This is a genomic window from Sphingopyxis sp. GW821-FHT10B01 (assembly GCF_059415685.1).
In genome coordinates, this window is record NZ_JBWKNS010000002.1 from 96974 (window position 1) to 115199 (window position 18226).

The 18226-nt window shown below is 65.2% G+C and carries 21 protein-coding genes and 1 pseudogene; 7 read left to right on the forward strand and 15 right to left on the reverse strand.

The window, feature by feature from the left end:
* Positions 1-3: 3 nt before the first annotated feature.
* The 10 genes from AC07NV_RS04835 to AC07NV_RS04880 all read right to left on the reverse strand — a co-directional run bounded on the left by AC07NV_RS04835 (position 4) and on the right by AC07NV_RS04880 (position 6496).
* Positions 4-627 carry a DUF2238 domain-containing protein gene (locus AC07NV_RS04835; RefSeq protein WP_495165219.1) on the reverse strand — a complete coding sequence of 208 codons (624 nt, stop codon included), beginning with the start codon at positions 625-627 and terminating at the stop codon, positions 4-6.
* Positions 628-771: 144 nt separating this feature from the next.
* Positions 772-1554: a dimethylarginine dimethylaminohydrolase family protein gene (locus AC07NV_RS04840; RefSeq protein ID WP_495165220.1), complete on the reverse strand. Its 783-nt coding sequence runs from the start codon at positions 1552-1554 to the stop codon at positions 772-774.
* Positions 1551-1967 (reverse strand): hypothetical protein, encoded by a 417-nt coding sequence (locus tag AC07NV_RS04845; protein ID WP_495165221.1) that lies wholly within the window; start codon positions 1965-1967, stop codon positions 1551-1553. Before AC07NV_RS04845 ends, AC07NV_RS04840 begins: the two co-directional genes overlap by 4 nt.
* A 4-nt stretch (positions 1968-1971) precedes the next feature.
* Positions 1972-2997: an aspartate-semialdehyde dehydrogenase gene (locus AC07NV_RS04850; RefSeq protein WP_495165222.1), complete on the reverse strand. Its 1026-nt coding sequence runs from the start codon at positions 2995-2997 to the stop codon at positions 1972-1974.
* Between the two features lie 47 nt (positions 2998-3044).
* Positions 3045-3671 (reverse strand): DUF1287 domain-containing protein, encoded by a 627-nt coding sequence (locus tag AC07NV_RS04855; protein WP_495165223.1) that lies wholly within the window; start codon positions 3669-3671, stop codon positions 3045-3047.
* A 98-nt stretch (positions 3672-3769) separates the two neighbouring features.
* On the reverse strand, positions 3770-4147 hold the full coding sequence (rplS, locus tag AC07NV_RS04860) for a 50S ribosomal protein L19 (RefSeq protein WP_056345487.1): 378 nt from the start codon (positions 4145-4147) through the stop codon (positions 3770-3772).
* Positions 4148-4152: 5 nt separating this feature from the next.
* On the reverse strand, positions 4153-4890 hold the full coding sequence (trmD, locus tag AC07NV_RS04865) for a tRNA (guanosine(37)-N1)-methyltransferase TrmD (protein ID WP_495165224.1): 738 nt from the start codon (positions 4888-4890) through the stop codon (positions 4153-4155).
* Positions 4887-5252, reverse strand: a complete 366-nt coding sequence (locus tag AC07NV_RS04870; RefSeq protein WP_495165225.1) for a type II toxin-antitoxin system VapC family toxin — start codon at positions 5250-5252, stop codon at positions 4887-4889. The genes trmD and AC07NV_RS04870 overlap by 4 nt, the downstream gene beginning before the upstream one ends.
* An 11-nt stretch (positions 5253-5263) precedes the next feature.
* A complete protein-coding gene (locus tag AC07NV_RS04875; RefSeq protein WP_495165226.1) occupies positions 5264-5545 on the reverse strand; it encodes an AbrB/MazE/SpoVT family DNA-binding domain-containing protein in 282 nt (93 codons plus the stop codon).
* A gap of 57 nt (positions 5546-5602) precedes the next feature.
* Positions 5603-6496 (reverse strand): LysR substrate-binding domain-containing protein, encoded by an 894-nt coding sequence (locus AC07NV_RS04880; RefSeq protein WP_495165227.1) that lies wholly within the window; start codon positions 6494-6496, stop codon positions 5603-5605.
* Between the two features lie 128 nt (positions 6497-6624).
* Between AC07NV_RS04880 and AC07NV_RS04885 the strand changes: the two genes are divergently transcribed.
* Positions 6625-6825, forward strand: coding sequence for a hypothetical protein (locus AC07NV_RS04885; RefSeq protein ID WP_495165228.1), 201 nt, complete (start codon positions 6625-6627; stop codon positions 6823-6825).
* An 86-nt stretch (positions 6826-6911) separates the two neighbouring features.
* Here AC07NV_RS04885 and AC07NV_RS04890 read toward each other — a convergent pair whose 3' ends face one another.
* From AC07NV_RS04890 to ffh, 5 genes and pseudogenes are all read right to left on the reverse strand, one after another.
* The gene (locus tag AC07NV_RS04890) at positions 6912-8429 is read right to left on the reverse strand and encodes a serine hydrolase domain-containing protein (protein ID WP_495165229.1); all 1518 of its coding nucleotides are present in this window, start codon (positions 8427-8429) and stop codon (positions 6912-6914) included.
* Between the two features lie 58 nt (positions 8430-8487).
* Positions 8488-9222 (reverse strand): metallophosphoesterase family protein, encoded by a 735-nt coding sequence (locus AC07NV_RS04895; RefSeq protein ID WP_495165230.1) that lies wholly within the window; start codon positions 9220-9222, stop codon positions 8488-8490.
* Positions 9219-9710: a ribosome maturation factor RimM gene (gene rimM, locus AC07NV_RS04900; protein ID WP_495165231.1), complete on the reverse strand. Its 492-nt coding sequence runs from the start codon at positions 9708-9710 to the stop codon at positions 9219-9221. Before rimM ends, AC07NV_RS04895 begins: the two co-directional genes overlap by 4 nt.
* A 189-nt stretch (positions 9711-9899) precedes the next feature.
* Positions 9900-10355: pseudogene (rpsP, locus tag AC07NV_RS04905) on the reverse strand (30S ribosomal protein S16); the annotation flags it as partial.
* A 41-nt stretch (positions 10356-10396) separates the two neighbouring features.
* On the reverse strand, positions 10397-11857 hold the full coding sequence (ffh, locus tag AC07NV_RS04910; RefSeq protein ID WP_495165232.1) for a signal recognition particle protein: 1461 nt from the start codon (positions 11855-11857) through the stop codon (positions 10397-10399).
* A gap of 275 nt (positions 11858-12132) precedes the next feature.
* On the opposite strand from ffh, the gene AC07NV_RS04915 reads away from it, so the two are divergent.
* The 6 genes from AC07NV_RS04915 (at position 12133) to AC07NV_RS04940 (ending at position 18176) form a co-directional block, all read left to right on the forward strand.
* A complete protein-coding gene (locus tag AC07NV_RS04915; protein WP_495165233.1) occupies positions 12133-13776 on the forward strand; it encodes a putative bifunctional diguanylate cyclase/phosphodiesterase in 1644 nt (547 codons plus the stop codon).
* Positions 13777-13881: 105 nt separating this feature from the next.
* Positions 13882-14688 (forward strand): diaminopimelate epimerase, encoded by an 807-nt coding sequence (gene dapF / locus AC07NV_RS04920; RefSeq protein WP_495165234.1) that lies wholly within the window; start codon positions 13882-13884, stop codon positions 14686-14688.
* Positions 14685-15926: a MiaB/RimO family radical SAM methylthiotransferase gene (locus AC07NV_RS04925; protein ID WP_495165235.1), complete on the forward strand. Its 1242-nt coding sequence runs from the start codon at positions 14685-14687 to the stop codon at positions 15924-15926. Before dapF ends, AC07NV_RS04925 begins: the two co-directional genes overlap by 4 nt.
* The gene (gene ftsY / locus AC07NV_RS04930; RefSeq protein WP_495165236.1) at positions 15923-16849 is read left to right on the forward strand and encodes a signal recognition particle-docking protein FtsY; all 927 of its coding nucleotides are present in this window, start codon (positions 15923-15925) and stop codon (positions 16847-16849) included. The genes AC07NV_RS04925 and ftsY overlap by 4 nt, the downstream gene beginning before the upstream one ends.
* Positions 16846-17517: an inner membrane-spanning protein YciB gene (locus AC07NV_RS04935; RefSeq protein ID WP_495165237.1), complete on the forward strand. Its 672-nt coding sequence runs from the start codon at positions 16846-16848 to the stop codon at positions 17515-17517. Before ftsY ends, AC07NV_RS04935 begins: the two co-directional genes overlap by 4 nt.
* A gap of 80 nt (positions 17518-17597) precedes the next feature.
* Entirely contained in the window at positions 17598-18176 is a 579-nt protein-coding gene (locus tag AC07NV_RS04940) for a urate hydroxylase PuuD (RefSeq protein ID WP_495165238.1), read from the forward strand.
* Positions 18177-18226 lie beyond the last annotated feature (50 nt).

Sequence of the window (18226 nt, forward strand, 5' to 3'; positions counted from 1 at the left end):
TACCTATCTCCTGCCCCGGCGCGGTATCGCCAGCACCATTATCGCACCCAGCGCCGCCAGCGCCATATCCTTTTGCGCATCCCAGATATCGCCCTGCTGTCCGTTATAACGGTCGGCCATCTCGCCCGCGGCGACGATAGTGAGCAGCCATTCGAAGATTTCGTAGAGGCACGAAATCGCGAGCACCCAGCCGAGCACGGTCAGCGCCGCCCCGCGCCGGGACAGCCCGCCCCAGCGCCGCGCGATCTCGGCCACCGGGATCACCGACAACGCACCGAATGCAAAATGGACAAGCCGGTCATAATGATTGCGCGTCCAGCCGAAGGCGTCCGACAGCGTCGTGCCAGTCAGCGCCCGCGCCCAGTCGTCATACGGCACATTGCTGTACGCATAGCGCCCGCCGAGCGTGTGGAGCGCCATGAACGCCACGATGCAGGCGACCGAGGCGGTCGACAGCGGCCAGCGGCGGAGCAGCAGCGGTCCGGCGACGATCAGCAGCATCGTCGGGATATGCTGGAGCAACGCGACCTCCGGATAGGGCTGGTCGATCTGCGCGGCAAGCAGCAGCACAAGGAGCAGACCGAGCAGGCGGCGCTGCGCGGGCGGGGTCGCGGAATCAGCCTTCATTGATGAAAAATCCCAAAGGCAAAAATGGCGGAAAACTGCGCAACTTCACACTGAAATGCACAAAAAGGGCTTGCGAGCGAAAACTGGATCATGGCGATGACGCTAATGCAGCGGGATATTGTAGGACAGCGATTTTCGACGCCGTCACCAGCGCAGCGACATGCAGCTGAGCCCTGCGTCGATATGCGCGATCTGGTCGGTCGGGAGCGGTCGGATTTCGACGCCGCGCACCGCGAGCAGTGCGTGGGTCGCGGACCAGCGATCGCCGACGAGCACGGTATCGCGGATACGCAGGATATTGGCGGCGGGCTCTTCGCCGGATGGCGTTATCAAGACTTCCAGCCCGTCGAACTGCGGGCACGCCGCGAGCGCGGGGACCACGAGGATCGTGCGTTCGTCGATCAGCCCGCAGCCGGTCTTGAAGTGGAGCACGCCGGGCGGTGTTTCGGCGATCTCGGCGCGATAGCCGAGCTTGCCGAGCAGCACAGCGAGCTCCTCGGCGCCGGTCCGGTCGGTGCGCGCCGAGAGCCCGATGATCACCCGGTCGGCAAGGCGCAAGATGTCGCCGCCATCGGCGTATCCCGGACCGGTCATTTCGAGCAGGCGTAGATGATGCGCGGCGAGCGCATCGCGGATATGTTCGACTTCGCCCGCGCGGCTCGGCGCACCGGGGCGGAGCAGGATCGCGCCCTCGGGAAAGGTCAGTGCGACGTCTTCGGTGAACAGCGCGTCGGGAAAATCGTCGAGCGGCGGCAGGACGGTGACGGCGAGGCCGAGGTCGCGAAGCGTCGCGACATAGGCTTCATGCTCGGCGGCGAGGCCGGCGAAATCGGGATCGGGACCGCCATCGGCGCGAATGCCGTGGACCGCCGAGCGCGCCGGTGCCCGGCAGAGGGCATGGGTAAAATGCGCGGGGTCGCGGCTCATTCGTTCGTCCGCTCGAAGATCCGGCCGCACAGGAATACGGCTTCGCCTTCGCTCCAGTTTTCGAGACGGCCGTCGACGAGGTCGAATTCATAAAGGACATCGGCAAGCTGGATACGAAGCGGTGAATCAAGCATGCGTTCGACGCGGTAGCGTCCGCGCGAAATCCAGCCTTCCACCGTGAGTTCATAGCTAGAATCGCGGTCGAAGCGGATACGCGCGTCGACCTGCTTGGTGCTCGGCGTTTCGCCTTCCTCGCATTTCTCCCCGACCATTTTCCATGTGCCGAGGATTTCGTCGGGCACGACCGCGAAATTTTCGAAGGTTGGCGCGCGTATGCTTTTGGCCGCGGCGGGTGGACCGCTGAACGCCGCGAGGGCCAGAAGCCCCGCGACCATGATCGCCCGCCGCGCCATATAATCAGCCCTTCTTCAAATGCCGCCGTCCCAGAAGTTCGGCGATCTGCACCGCGTTCAGCGCCGCACCCTTGCGGAGGTTGTCCGAAACGCACCAGAGGTTCAAGCCGTTCTCGACCGTCGAATCGTCGCGGACGCGGCTGACGAAGGTCGCGAAATCGCCGACGCATTCGACGGGGGTGATGTAGCCGCCGTCCTCGCGCTTGTCGTGAAGCACGACGCCGGGCGCTTCGCGCAGGATGCGCTGGGCGTCCTCGGCCGACAGCTCATTCTCCATCTCGATGTTGATCGCTTCCGAATGGCCGACAAAGACGGGGACGCGTACGCAGGTCGCGGTGACCTTGATCTTGGGATCGAGGATCTTCTTGGTCTCGACGACCATCTTCCACTCTTCCTTGGTCGACCCGTCGTCGAGGAAGCTGTCGATGTGCGGGATGACGTTGAAGGCGATCTGCTTGGTGAACTTCTGGATGTCCTTCTCGTCGCCGACAAAGATCTGGCGCGTCTGGTTCCACAGCTCGTCCATGCCCGACTTGCCCGCGCCCGACACCGACTGATAGGTCGAGACGACGACGCGCGTGATCTTGGCGGCGTCGTGGAGCGGCTTCAGCGCGACGACCATCTGCGCGGTCGAGCAGTTCGGGTTCGCGATGATGTTGCGCTTTTTATAGCCGTCGATCGCGTCGGGGTTCACCTCGGGCACGATCAGCGGCACGTCGGGGTCCATGCGATAGAGCGACGAGTTGTCGATCACGACGCAGCCCGCGGCCGCCGCCTTGGGGGCGTGGATCGCGGTCGCTTCGCTGCCGATCGCGAAAATCGCCATATCCCAGCCGGCCCAGTCGAAATTCTCGATATTCTGGCATTTGGCAGTGCGGCCGGTGTCACCGATTTCGACGTCGAGCCCCTGGCTGCGCGACGAGGCGACCACCGCCAGTTCGTCGATCGGGAATTCGCGCTCGGCGAGAATGGCGAGCACTTCGCGCCCGACATTGCCCGTGGCTCCGGCGACAACGATACGATAACCCATTTACTCACTCCTCAAGGCAAGAACTCGGTTGAAAATGTTTCGGTAATTCAGACTTTCCAGCGAAAATGGCCGGTCAGCTTGTGGTCGAACAGCGCATCCTCCTCGCGCGTCCCGCCACCGATATTGTGGAGGACGAGCGGCACGCCGGTCGTATCCTTGCGGTCGGACACGATGCCGGTGTGCGGCAGACGGCCGCCCACCATCTGGGTAAAGATGTCGCCCGGCCGCCAGTCGGCGGGATTGTCGGTAACCGCCAGGGACGCGCCCTGCCGCCGCCAGAAGGTCGCGAGATTGGGAACGCGCCGATGGTCGATGTTGCGGTCGGGACGCCCCAGCCCCCAGTTTTTCGGGTAAGCCCCAAAATTGGCGCGCATGTCGGCGTTTACAAGGGCCTGGAGGTCAAGCCCCAGCGCATCGCGGAAGGCGCGAATGACGACGTCGGTGCACACGCCCTTGGCGCGATCGACATCGCCGTTCGGGAAAGCGAGAACGGTATAGGCTGGATCGTAGCGCAGCGTAACGCCAACCTGTTTCCGCGCAGCGGTGACCAGCCGTTGGGCGCCGGTTGCCGCCATCGCCGGTCCGGACACGCCGAACGCCCCAAACGCCCCAAACGCCAGCGCCGCGCCGATGAAGGCGCGCCGTGTCGGCTGCAATGACGGGGACTGCTGCATCAATTTCGCTTTGCCCAAATAAAAACGACCGGTTCTGCGCCTTGGCGGAACCGGTCGTTTTGGAAAGCTGTTTTCGCTTGGGGTCGGGAAACTCTCCCTTAGCCCTCGCTGGCTTCCGGCCGGTAATCGCGGCGCTCCGCAATACGCGCCGATTTACCTGTGCGGCCACGAAGATAGTAAAGCTTCGCACGACGCACGGCACCCTTGCGGATGACGGTAATGCTGTCGATGTTGGGCGAATAGAGCGGGAACACGCGCTCGACACCTTCGCCGAACGACATTTTGCGCACGGTGAAGTTGGAGCCCATGCCCTTGTTCGAGCGTGCGATGCACACGCCTTCGAAATTCTGGACGCGGGTGCGTTCGCCTTCGACCACCTTCACGCCGACTTTCAGCGTGTCGCCGGGACGGAAGGTCGGAATGGTCTTTGCCGCTTTGGCAATTTCTTCGGCTTCGATCGTCTGGATGAGGTTCATGTCCTCTAGTCCTTTTCTTTTCGCCGCGCGCCAGAGGCAGGTCGGGCCCGAGCATCGATATGACGCTCCCAAAGGTCCGGCCTGCGTAACCGTGTATGATCCTCCGCCTGTTGTTTCCGCCAGGCCGCGATCTTCGCATGATCCCCCGATCGCAGCACTTCGGGGATCGTGCGCCCTTCCCACATAGCAGGCCGGGTATAGTGCGGATATTCGAGCAAACCGTTTTCGAACGATTCGTCATCACCGCTTGAAGCCGCGCCCATTACGCCGGGAAGCAGCCGAATGCAAGCGTCGAGCAGCAGCAGCGCCCCCATCTCGCCGCCCGACAGGATGATGTCGCCCATCGACACCTGCTCGATCGGCCGCGCGTCGAAAATCCGCTCGTCGAAACCCTCGAACCGGCCGCAAAGGATGATTGCGCCCGGACCCGCCGCAAGCTGGCGAATCCGCGCCTGCGTGACCGGCGCCCCGCGCGGCGTCATCGCGAGGATCGGCAGGTCGGGATTCGCCGCAGCGGCATGATCGATCGCGCTCGCCAGCACATCGGCCTTGAGCACCATCCCCGCGCCGCCGCCCGCAGGCGTGTCGTCGACGGTGCGATGCTTGTCGGTGGCGAAGTCGCGGATCTGCACCGGCGCGCAGGACCATGTGCCGCTTTCGAGCGCGCGCCCCGCCATGCTGTGCCCCAGCGGGCCGGGGAACATGTCGGGATAGAGAGTCAGGGGAATGGCGGTGAAGGTCATGGCAAGGTCCAATTTTCCACCAAAAGCCCCGGTACGTCAGCGAAGTCGGCTACGTTGTTCGTGATCACGGTGGCGCCGATGCTCAGTGCATGCGCGGCAAGCAACCTGTCGAAACGCGCGCGTCTGAACGGCAATTTAGCATACTCACGCGCCGCTGCCGCGTCGAATGGCAAGATCGGAATCACCCGCACGAACGCCTCGAGAATTTCCGTCGGCGGCGGCTTGCCCCGCCCTGACCCCAAGGCCACTTCCGCAAAACTGACGGCCGATATGGCCGCCTCGCCAGGTGCGCAGTTGGACAATCGCTCACCAAGAGCCGGGAACTGCGCCGTCATTGCGTAGACAGCGCAATCGGTGTCCATCAGATACCGAATCACTGTCCGGACTTAGCCTTCGCAGCGGCCTCTCGTGCGGCAATCTCACTGGGACGGTCCTCGAAATCCTCACGCGGCGGAACCTTGAGCCAAGGCGCCTTGCCCCAAAAGCCGCTAATGTCGATCTTTGCTTTCGATTTGTCGACTGGTTCGAAGCGGAACTCTCCGCGGTCTTCGCGGACGATCATCTCCGCTCCCTCCTCAATGCCGAGCGCCTTGGGCAGCCGCAGTGCAAGCGAGTTACCCGATTTGAAGACTTTGGCGCGATACTCTTTGGTCATAGCGGACTCCGTATATACATCGCGTATATACATTGCGCGCACGCGCGTCGAGGCGATTCAGCCGAGCGGCTCCCATAGCGCCCCGGGGATCAGGTGGCGATCCTTCTCCATTTCGGCGTGCAGCCATTCGCGGAAGCGCTCGATCTTGCGTACCCCGACGCGGTTTTCGCGGTGGACAAGATAATGCGCGGTCCCCGGCTGGTAGAGCGTATCGAAGGGCTGAACGAGGCGTCCGGCGTCGAGTTCGGCGCGCCAGAGCAGCGGCGTCATCAGCGCTATGCCGTATCCGCCCTGCACTGCGCTCGCTTCCTGCAGCTGGCTATCGAGTTCGATGCCGCGGCGTTGTTGCGGCGGGACGGTGCCGACGCCCGCGGCGGCGAACCAGCCCGCCCACCATGGGTCGTTGGGCGCCAGCCGGTCGACGCGAAGCAGGTCGGCGGGCGCCGCGATGCGGTTCACCTCGAGAAATGCGGGCGCACAGATGGGTGTGATATGGCTGCGGTACAGAAAGTCGGTGCGCAGGCCGGGCCAGAGCCCGCGGCCGACCCGAATCGCGACGTCGACGTTGGTGGCGTCGAAATCGACCAGTTCATTGTTCAGCAGCATGCGCACGGCAAGATCGGGATAGGCGAGCTGGAACCCGCCGATGCGCGCGCTGAGCCAGGTGCCGCCAAAGGTCGTCATCGCGCTGATCGTCAGCACATCGGCCTCGTCGCTGCCGAGCGCGGCGAAGGCATCGCCCATCGAGGCGAAGGCGTTGCTGATCGCGGGAAGCAGGCGCTGCCCCGTTTCGGACAGCCGCACCCGCCCCTTTTCGCGCACGAAGAGCGCGCGGCCGAGACGGTCCTCCAATTGGCGAATCTGATAACTGACCGCCGCCTGCGTCAGCCCCAGCTCCTCGGCCGCGCGCGAGAAATTCTCCAGACGACCGGCGGCTTCGAAGGTTCGCACGGCGGCAAGGGGCGGCAATCTGACCATACGACCTTATAAGCCAGCCTTATGCCATGGTCTACGGCTTTTGTTGGCGGCGCGGCGCAGGAACAGGCATATTCTGCTCATCAAGCGAAAGGAGATGAACGATGAAAGACGAGCAGTTCATGCGCGCCTGGAATGAAGGTCATGACCATTTCAGCGCCGATATCACCCGCGGCCTCAAATGGCTCGCGACCCCCTTCCGGCGCCTCGGCGAATGGATCGCGGTGCCGAGCGCCCCCGGCGAGGACAGCGTCTTCACCCGCGTCGCGGCGCGTTGCGGCGTGGCGCCCCGGCGGGCGCGGTAAGATACCCTGCCCCCCCCCCAACGATCAGGGGTTCGGGGCGAAAACGGGGTGAGGCCGTCCCTTGCAAAAGCCTCACCCCGTGAACGCTAGCGGTTTTCGGGCGGCACGACACGCAGGCGCAGCGCCTGGATTGTGACCGGCGTCGTCGGCGCCAGCAGCAACACACCGTCGAGCTTCCCCTTTTCGCAGTTCAGGCGGAAAGTCGCCGACATCGCCCCCGTCGGCGCGAGCGGTTCGGCCGCGGGGCAGGCACCGACCTCGATCCTGAGCTTCGCAAACTCCGCCGCCCAGTTTTCGGCCGAGCGGTCGAGCAGGAAGTTCATCGCGAGCTTGCCCGTGAGCGGAGCGAGATCGCCCGCCGCATAAGCTGCCCTTGCCGCGTCGAACATCTCCGAAACCGCGCCCGATACCGGTACCGGGCGCGCCTCGAGCAACCCCGCCTTGTCCAGCGCAACCGCCGTGTCCCACGCCGGGCCCGACGGCCCGGCATAGGTGCGGTTCGACAGCGCGAACACCCCGACGCCATGATCGGGCATCAGCATCACATGGCTGCCATATCCCGGATAGCCGCCGCCATGCGCCAGCGTCAGGCCGAGGTCGCAATCCTGCGCGACACGCCAGCCCATGCCATAGGCACTCGACAGCTTGCACGCCGCGGCGCCGCTCGCGCCGTTGCGATTGACCGCCGAGGTGAAGTTCAGTCCCTGTGCCACTTCGCGGACCGTCGCGCGCTTGACCGGGCCCTTGTCGGCATCGTCGCGCGCCGGCCAGGCCGAGAGCAGGAAGGCGACCCATTTGGCATAATCGTTGGCGCTGACCTGCAACCCGCCCATCGCGTTGAACGCGCCGTCGACCATTTCGGGCTCGGCGGTCCAGCGGTCGTTTTCCCAGCGATAGCCGAGCGCGTAGCGCGCCTTGGGCGCTTTCGGCGCGTCATAGCCGCTGCTCGTCATGCCGAGCGGGGTCAGGATCGTTTTCCGGACATAGTCGGTGTAGGGCATGCCCGACGCATTGGCCACGATCCGGCCGAGCAGCGCATAGCCGAAGTTCGAATATTCGTGGGCCGACTGCGGCACGCGGCTGAACGGCACGCCCGCCGCGATCATTTTCGTGAATTCGTCCTGCGGCAGCACCTGCTGCCGGTCGCCCCACGGATCGTCGGTGACGAAGCCGCCGACATGCTGGAGCAGATCGCGCACCCGGATGCGCGGACTGTCCGTCGTGGGATAGGTCCAGCCCTTCATCTCGGGCACATAGCGTTCGGCGAGATCGTCGAGGCGCAGCTTGCCCTCGTCGCGAAGCTGGAGGATCGACAAGGCGGTGAACGCCTTGGTCATCGAGGCGATGCGAAACAGGCTGTCGGGGGTGACGGGGCGCTTGTCGGTGATATTCTGGACCCCGATGCCCTTCACATAGGCAAACTTGCCGTCCTTGACGATGCCATAGACGACGCCGGGGACATGCTGCTCGGCCTGAAATTTGGCGAAGAGCGCGTCGATTTCTGGCGCCAGTTGATCGAGGGTTTGGGGGGCGACCTCCTGCGCCTGCACAGAAAGCGGCACCACGAGCAGGGCGGCGAAGAAAAGTCCGGTTTTCAGGCGCATGAAATCCCCCTTCAGGATGTCATCGCGCTATCATTTGCGCCCGATCGTCGCAACATCGCTATCGGGCGCGGCCGGTGCGCAGCGCGATCGCCCAATCGCCACGGCCTTCGGCCTCGGCCTTGCGCGCGGCGGCTTCATGGTCATAGGCGACCGCGATCAGATCGACATCGAGCGTGTCGCCGTCGACCACCGCATAGCGCGCTGCGGGCGATCCGGTTTCCATCACATGATAGTGCGGCCGGTCCCAGTCGTAGGCCGGAAGCCCGACGCTGCCCGGATTGGCCACCGTCCGCCCATCGGGCAGCCTCACCTGCCGCGGGACGTGGGTATGACCACATAGGATGAGTTTTTCGCCCCGTCCGGCCACACGCGCAGCGACGGCATCGGGCGGCGTGTCGTTCACCACCGCTTCGCCGACGTCGTGGAGCATATAGTCGAGATCGCTGTCGAGCGTCCCGTGGCACAGATAGATGTCGGGCCGCCACGCGAGCACTGGCGGCAGCGTCCGGAGCCACGCGCGTTCGCTCTCGCCGAGCGCAGCGTCGGCAAAGCGGTCCGAATCGCCCATTTGATCGCGCGTTTGGGTCAGCAGCTGGCGTTCATGGTTGCCGGCGATCGTCGGCCATTCGAGCGGGCGCAGAAAGGCAGCGGTTTCGACCGGCCACAACGGTCCCGACAGGATATCGCCCAGATTGATGAAGGTGTCGCACCCGCGCTGCTTTGCGTCGTCGACGCACGCTTCGAGCGCGGGGAGATTGCCATGGATATCCGAAAGAACCGCGATCCGGCTCATTCGATATAGTCGCGCGAAATCACCACCTGCTCGCCCCATTCGGGAACGGCTTTGCCGTTCATCGGCACCATGAAGCGCTTGCCGTCGGGCTTCGCGATTTCGAGGATGTCGCCGGCGCCGAAATTGTCGATCGCGACGACCTCGCCCACCGCGCTGCCATCGGTCGATACGCACGGCAGGCCAAGCAGGTCGTGATGATAATATTCACCCTCGCCGAGCGGCGGCAGTGCCGAGCGCGGGACGGTGAGGAGGGTGCCGCGCAGCGCTTCGGCGCCACTGCGATCGGTCACCTCGGCAAAGGTCGCGACCGCCCCCTGATTGGCGGGGCGCACCGACTTCAAGGTCAGCTTGCGTGCGCCAGCGTCGAAAACGGAAAAGGCGCGGAGAGACTCCGCGCCTTCGCCGAACAGCTTGAGGCGCACCTCGCCCCGCACCCCATGCGCGCCGGCAATGGCGGCGAGGGTAACGGGGCGGTCGGTGTGGGCCAAGGCTTAGCCTTCTGCCTTTTCTTCGCCAGCTTCTGCAGCAGGCGCTTCTTCGGCAACCGGGCCGCCTTCGGCGACTTCTTCGGCGATCGCGGTTGCGTCGGCGGGGGTCGCTTCGGCCGGGACTTCGTCGGCAACGGCTTCGGCCACCGCTTCGGCGGTTTCTTCGCTCTTCACCGAACCGGTCGCATCCGATTCAGCAGCTTCGGGAGCGGCGGCTTCTTCAGCGGCCACTTCCGGAGCGGCTTCTTCGACCGCTTCGGGTTCGGGCGCCGGAGCGGCGGCAGCGGCGGCTGCAGCTTCTTCGGCGTCAGCCAGCTTCTGAGCCTTTTCTTCGGCGCGTTCCTTGGCCTTTTCGCCCGGGACAGCCTTGTTCGGGTTGTTGCGCGCGGCGCGCTCGAGCACGCCAGCGGCGTCGAGGAAGCGGGCGACGCGGTCGGTCGGCTGCGCGCCAACCGAAACCCAATGCTTCGCGCGGTCGGCGTCGAGCTTGATGCGCTCGGGATTGTCCTTGGCGAGCAGCGGGTTGTAGCTGCCGATACGCTCGATGAAGCGGCCGTCGCGCGGGCTGCGCGAATCGGCGACGACGATCTTGTAATAAGGACGCTTTTTCGAACCGCCGCGTGCGAGGCGAATGGAGGTTGCCATGATATTTTCCTTCAGAGTTTAATGTTTAGAGTCGGGTTGGATTATTTCTTCTTATTCATCAGATTGGCGAGTTCGGGCGGGATGCCCCCGCCTCCACCGAGACCGGGGAGGCCGCCGCCGCCGCCCCCAAAACCACCTGGGCCGCCCATTCCGGGAATGCCGCCGCCCTTGCCGAACAGCGCGCCGAGCCCCTTGAGCCCGCCCATCTTGCGGATCTTCTTCATCGCGCTGGCCATTTCCTGATGCATCTTCAGCACCTTGTTGACCTGCTGCACCGTCGTGCCCGATCCGTTGGCGATGCGGATCTTGCGCTTCGCGGTCAGGATTTCGGGCTTCGCGCGCTCCTTGGGGGTCATCGCCCCCATGATCGCGTCGAAATGAACGAGCATCTTGTCGTCGGCGCCGCCCTGCGCCGCGGCGACCTGCGCCTTCTTGATCCCGGGGATCATCCCCGCGAGCGCGCCGAGGCCGCCCATGCGGCGCATCTGGTTCAATTGGGTGCGCAGATCATTGAGGTCGAACTGGCCCTTGGCCATCTTCGCCGCCATCGCCTCGGCCTCTTCGGCCTGGATCGTCTCGGCGGCGCGTTCGACGAGGCTGACGACATCGCCCATACCGAGGATGCGGCCCGCGATGCGCGAGGGCTGGAAGAGTTCGAGCCCGTCGAGCTTTTCGCCGGTGCCAGCGAATTTGATCGGCTTGCCGGTGACGGCGCGCATCGAGAGCGCGGCACCGCCGCGCGCGTCGCCGTCCATGCGGGTGAGCACGACGCCGGTGAGCGGCACCTGGTCGGTGAAGCGCTGCGCGACCTGCACCGCGTCCTGGCCGGTGAGGCTGTCGACGACGAGCAGGGTTTCGGCCGGATTCGCCGTGCGCGACACCGCCTGCATCTCGTCCATCAACTGCTGGTCGACGTGGAGACGGCCCGCGGTGTCGAGCATCAGGACATCATAGCCCTGCAGCTTCGCTGCCTGCAGTGCGCGCTGGGCGATCTCGACCGGCTGCTGACCCGCGACGATCGGCAAGGTCGCGACGTCGATCTGGGTGCCGAGGACGGCGAGCTGTTCCTGCGCGGCCGGGCGATTGACGTCGAGCGACGCCATCAGCACCTTCTTGCGCTCTTTTTCCTTGAGCCGCTTCGCGATCTTCGCGGTGGTGGTCGTCTTACCCGAGCCCTGCAGGCCGACCATCATGATCACGGCGGGCGGGGTGACGGCGAGTTCGAGCTCGGCGGTTTCGGAGCCGAGCATTTCGGTCAGCGCGTCGCTGACGATCTTGACGACCTGTTGCCCCGGGGTGACCGAGCGCAGGACATTCTGCCCGATCGCGAGTTCGGTGACCTGATCGACGAAGCTGCGGACGACGGGCAGCGCGACGTCGGCCTCGAGCAGGGCGATTCGCACTTCGCGCATCGCGGCGCGCACGTCGGCCTCGGTCAACGCGCCGCGGCCGCGGAGCTTCCCGAAAACATCGCCAAGACGGCTGCTCAGACTATCGAACACAGTCCAGAATCCTTGGTTGTGACGCCCGCAACGCAAAACACGCCGGTGAGCGAAACCTCGCCAACCAGCGGTATCCGTGGACAGTGTTTCCGTCGCGGATGTCGATATGCCCGAACGCAAGATGCGCGCGGACGCGGCGGCCTTTACGCAAAAGCGCCGCCGAAAGCAAGCGTTCGGGAAACCGCAGCCTCCCGGGGACTGCCCCCGGACCGAGGACTTAACCCAAATTTCACCGCTTTGCCTCCATAGCCACTGCAATGGTGGGGAAAATCGATATGACAGTGACGCCAAAGCAATTCGACCGCAGCGAGGGCGCCAAACGGGACATTATAGCAGGGGGCATCGTTGTCGCCGCTATTCTGCTGTTCGTGGGCACGGGCAGCAACGTGATGCAGGCGGCTGTCCGCGCGCTGATCGGCATCGGCGGCGGCCCCGACCGCGCGCTGGCGACGGCGCTCATTCTCAACGTCGCGCTGATCCTGTTCGGCTGGCGCCGCTACAAGGACCTCAATCGCGAAATCCTCGAACGCACCGAGGCCGAACAGCGCGCGCGCTACCTTGCCGACACCGACCCGCTGACCGGTTTCCTCAACCGCCGGGCCTTGCTCGCGACGGGGCAGCGGCAGATCGCAAACGCCATCGCCGAAAAACGCCAGGTCGCACTATTCCTGCTCGACCTCGATCATTTCAAGACCGTCAACGACATCCACGGCCACGTCGCCGGCGACCGCGTGCTGCAGGTCGCGGCCGAGCGCATCTCCGCCGTCCTGCCGCCCAATGCCACCAAGGCACGGCTCGGCGGCGACGAATTCGTCGCGATGCTGGTCTTCGAGCCCGCGGCGCGCGCCGATATCGATGCGCTGGCGGCCGAACTCGTCGCAGCGCTCGACAATAATGTCACGCACGACGGGCAGCAAATCCGCATCGGCGCGTCGCTCGGTATATCGCTCGCCAACGATGCCAGCGTGACGATGGAAACGATGGTCCGTCAGGCCGACATCGCCATGTATCATTGCAAAGACGAAGGCCGGAACCGTTTCTGCTGGTTCGAGGCGGGCATGGAAATGGCGGTGCAGGTCCGCAACCAGATCGAAACCGGCATTCGCGACGGCATGCCGCGCGGCGAGTTCGTGCCGCATTTCGAACCGCAGGTCGATATCGCCAGCGGACGCCTGATCGGCTTCGAGATGCTGATGCGCTGGGAATCACCCGAATATGGCATGATTCCGCCCGAACGCTTCATCCCGGTGGCAGAGGAAAGCGGGCTGATCGGCGAATTGTCGCTGCAGGTGATCCGCGATGCGATGGAAATCGCCAAGCGCTGGGATCCGTCGATCATGCTCGCGGTCAACATCTCGCCGCAGCAACTGAAAGACCCCTGGTTCAGCCAGAAACTCACCAAGCTGCTCGTCGAGGTCGGTTTCCCCGCCAGCCAGCTCGAAGTCGAGATCACCGAAAGTTCGCTGTTCGAAAACCTGCCGCTGGTGCGCTCGATCGTCACCAGCCTCAAGAATCAGGGCGTGTCGCTCAGCCTCGACGATTTCGGCACCGGCTACAGTTCGCTGTCGCACTTGCGGGCGCTCCCCTTCGATAGGATCAAGATCGACCGCAGCTTCGTCGCCGCCATGCGCGGCAGCCCCGATGCGCAAGCGATCGTCGTCGCGATCGTGCGGCTGGGCGAAAGTCTGGCCATGCCGATCACCGCCGAAGGGGTCGAGGACGAAGCCACCGCGATCGAGCTCACACGGCTCGGCTGCGCCAAGGGACAGGGCTGGTATTTCGGCCGCGCCTCGTCGGCCGCCGACACCGAACTGCTGCTCGCCGACCGCGGCCTGCTTCGCGTGCCGATGGTGCCGCCGACGAGTCCCGGAACGGGCTCCGACACGACGGTGGCCGAACCGCTGCGCAAAAGCGCCTGACCTTCTCCCCTCCCTTCTTCAGGGAGGGGAGAGATAGGCAACCACGGTCGCGCTCCGCCCCGCATCGCTAGACTTCGCGCCCGCGCGCCCTTACATGCGCGAGCTATGGCAGACCGCTTCACCAAGATGCACGGCCTCGGCAACGACTTTGTCGTCATCGACGCGCGGACAAGCGCCGTCGAGATGACGCCGGCGCGCGCGCATGCGATCGCCGACCGGCGCCATGGCATCGGGTGCGACCAGTTGATCCTGCTCGAACCCTCCGCCAGTGCAGACGTGAAGATGCGGATCTTCAACGCCGACGGCGGCGAGGTCGAGGCGTGCGGCAATGCGACACGCTGCGTCGCGACGTTGATCGGCAAGCCGGCGGTGATCGAGACGCTGGGCGGGATGCTCCGCGTCACCCCCGCCGACGGCGGCGCCGAAGTCGTGCTCGGCGAGCCGCTGTTCGACTGGGAGCATATCCCGCTCGCGATGCCGATGGACACGCGCGACATGCCCGTTGCGTGGGACGAGCTCGAACATGGCGCCGCGGTCAATGTGGGCAATCCGCATATCATCTTCTTCGTGCCCGAGGCCGATGCCGTCGCGCTCGCCGAACTGGGGCCGCGGATCGAGACCGACCCGCTGTTCCCCGAACGCGTCAACGTCAATGTCGCGAGCCTCGACGGCGAGAACCAGTTGCAGTTGCGCGTCTGGGAACGCGGCGTCGGGCTGACACAGGCGTGCGGCACCGGCGCGTGCGCCACGGCGGTCGCGGCGATCCGCGCGGGCCTGGTCCAGTCGCCGGTGACGGTGTCGCTGCCCGGCGGCGACCTGATCATCCGCTGGACGCCGGGCGAACCGATCGTGATGAGCGGCGCCGCGACACGCGTATACGAGGGTGAGACCGACTGGGCGCAGTTCGGATGAGCGCTTCCCTCGCCGACCGGCAAGAGGTCGTCAATTTCGGTTGCCGGCTGAACATCGCCGAGGGCGAAGCAATCCGCGCTGCGGCGCGCGCGGCGGGCGTCCGCGATACGATCGTCTTCAACAGCTGCGCCGTGACCGACGAAGCCGTGCGCCAGGCGCGGCAGGCGGTGCGCCGCGCGCTGCGCGAGCGGCCGGAGGCCGAGGTCGTGGTGACCGGGTGCGCGGCGGAATTGGAAGCCGAGCGTTTCGCCGCAATGGGCGCGCGGGTGGTGCGCAACGATGTCAAGGGATTGGCTGAGAGCTATGGCGCCGCGCGCATCTCTCCGGCCAGTTCGCGCGCCTACACCCCCGCCCTCTCCGGCGCCGACCATGCCCGCGCCTTTCTCGGCGTGCAGACCGGTTGCTCGCATAGCTGCACCTTTTGCGCCACCGTGCTCGCGCGCGGTACGGCGCGGTCGGCGAGCGGCGATGCGGTCGTTGCAGCCGCGCAAACCGCGCTGACACGCGGGCAGCGCGAAATCATCCTGACCGGGGTCGATCTTGCCAGCTATGGCGACGACAGCGGCGCGACGCTCGCTGCGCTGGTCGAGGCGCTGCTGGAACTCCCCATCGAACGTCTTCGCCTCTCGTCGCTCGACCCGAACCGGATCGACGATGCGCTGTTTGCCTTGCTGACGCAGGAAGCGCGCGTGATGCCGCATGTGCATCTATCGCTGCAGGCCGGCGACGATATGGTGCTGACGCGCATGAAGCGCCGCCATCGCCGCGCCGACGCGGTTCGGCTGATCGAGCGATTGCAGGCTGCGCGACCCGAGATAGCCATCGGCGCCGACCTGATCGCGGGATTTCCGACCGAGGACGAAGAGATGTTTGCCAATTCGCTGGCGCTGATCGACGATTGCGACATCGTGTTCGGCCATATCTTTCCTTACAGCCCGCGCGCGGGGACCCCCGCCGCGCGGATGCCGCAAGTCGGTCGCACCATCGCGCGCGAGCGCGCCGCGCGGCTGCGCGAGGCCAATGCACGGCGGCGTCAGGGCTGGCTCGATGCGCAGATCGGCCGCACCGCATCGATGCTCGTCGAGCGCGACGGCGTCAGCGGGCATGCCGCGAATTTTGCCGCCCTGACGCTCACCGCACCCGCGGCGCCCGGCACCATCATCGACGTGCGCCTGACCGCGCGCGACGGCGACCGGATGATCGCCACCCCCATCAAAGCAAAGGATATCGCGGCATGACCGGCCAAAGCTGGAGCGAACGGCTGCTCGGCGGATTTCGCCGTACGTCGGAACGGCTCGGCGAAAATCTCGCGGGGCTGACCGGCAAGGCGCGGCTCGACGAGGAGGATCTCGACCGCATCGAGGAAGCGCTGATCACCGCCGACCTCGGCCCCGCGATGGCCGACCGCATCCGCGAGCGCCTCGCCGAACGCCGCGACATCGCCGCGAACGGCACCGAGGAATTGCGCAAGGTCGTCGCCGAGGAGATCGCCGCGGTGCTGCGTCCCGTCGCCGAGCCGCTCGACATCGACGCCTTTCCGCGCCCGCAGGTCATCCTCGTGATCGGGGTCAACGGATCGGGCAAGACCACCACCATCGCCAAGCTCGCGCACCTGTTCCAGGAACAGGATTATGGCGTGATGCTCGTCGCGGGCGACACCTTCCGTGCCGCCGCGATCGGGCAATTGAAGGTCTGGGCCGAACGGCTCGGCGTGCCGATCATGGCGGGTCCCGAAGGCGGCGACAGCGCCGGCATCGTGTTCGACGCGGTCAAGCAGGCGACCGCGACCGGCATCGACGTGCTGATCGTCGACACCGCCGGGCGGCTGCAGAACAAGCGCGAGCTGATGGACGAGCTCGCCAAGATCAAGCGCGTCCTCGGCCGCCTGAACCCCGCCGCGCCGCACGATGTCGTGCTCGTGCTCGACGCGACGACGGGCCAAAATGCGCTGTCGCAGATCGACGTGTTCCGCGAGGTCGCGGGGGTCACCGGTCTCGTCATGACCAAGCTCGACGGCACCGCCCGCGGCGGCGTGCTTGTCGCCGCCGCCGAGCGCCACGCCCTCCCCATTCACGCGATCGGCATCGGCGAAACCATCGACGACCTTCGTCCGTTCGATGCCGACGAGATTGCGGGCATTATTGCAGGAAATATCCGATGAGCGACGTGCTTCCCACTGGCCCCGAGGCGGTCCCGGCACCGCCGCCGGCGAAGCATGGCCTGCTCAATTTCGTGATCGATTTCGGGCCTTTGCTCGTCTTCTTCCTTGCCTATAAATTCGCGTCGGGCGGCGAAGGCGCGTTCGCCGCGACGACCGCGGCGATCAAGGGCACCATCGCCTTCATGGTCGCGATCGTCATCGCGATGGTGGTGTCGAAGTGGAAGCTCGGCAAGATTTCGCCGATGCTGTGGATGTCGAGCGTCCTCGTCATCGGCTTTGGCGCGCTGACCATCTGGTTCCACGACGAGCGCTTCATCGTGATGAAGCCGACGATCATTTACGCGGCCTTTGCCGCGCTGCTCCTCGGCGGCTGGTGGTTCAAAAAGCCGATGCTCAAATATCTGCTGCAATCGGCGCTGGAAGGCCTCACCGACCGCGGCTGGCTGCTGCTGTCGCGCAACTGGGGGATCTTCTTTGCCGTGCTCGGTATCGCCAATCATGTGATGTACGAGATGATCCAGGCGAAGCAGATGAGTTTCGACCTGTGGCTGACGATCAAGGTCTGGGGCGTCACCGCCCTCTCCTTCCTCTTCACCTTCAGCCAGGTGCCCGTCATGCTCAAGAACGGCCTCGCCATCCCCGAAGAGGCTGCAACCGACAAAAGTTGAGTCCGGCCCCCGGTGCTGGCATAGCGAGCATCATCGGCTCGGGGTCGCTTCCCACGCCGGATAAAACAGGGGGAACTGCAATGGACAAATTTTTCGGAAACCTGCACGCCGTGCTGGGTGCGGGCCTCGTGCTCGCAATCATCCTGATGCTGTGCCTGAACGGCCAGAATTTCGAGGACGGGATCGCTGCGGGCAACGCGATCATGCGCTGGCTGCACACCTTCTTTGGCGTGCTGTGGATCGGCCTGCTTTATTATTTCAACTTCGTCCAGATTCCGACGATGCCGAAAATCCCGGCCGAACTGAAACCCGCCGTCGGCAAGCATATCGCCCCCGCAGCGCTGTTCTGGTTCCGCTGGGCCGCCGCCGCAACGGTCGTCCTGGGCCTCGCAATCGCCGGTCACGCCAAATATCTGGCGCCGGCGCTCGGGCTGCAAGATCCGTACAAGCTGATCGGCGTCGGCATGTGGCTGGGCCTGATCATGGCATTCAACGTGTGGTTCGTGATCTGGCCGAACCAGAAAAAGGCGCTCGGTATCGTCGAGGCCGACGATGCGACCAAGGCGAAGGCCGCAAAGACCGCGATGATCTTTTCGCGGACCAACACCCTGCTATCGATCCCGATGCTCTATGCGATGGTGAACGCCAACCTCGGCTAATCGCTAAAGCAGCAAAAAGGGGCGCTTCGGGAGACCGGGGCGCCCTTTTT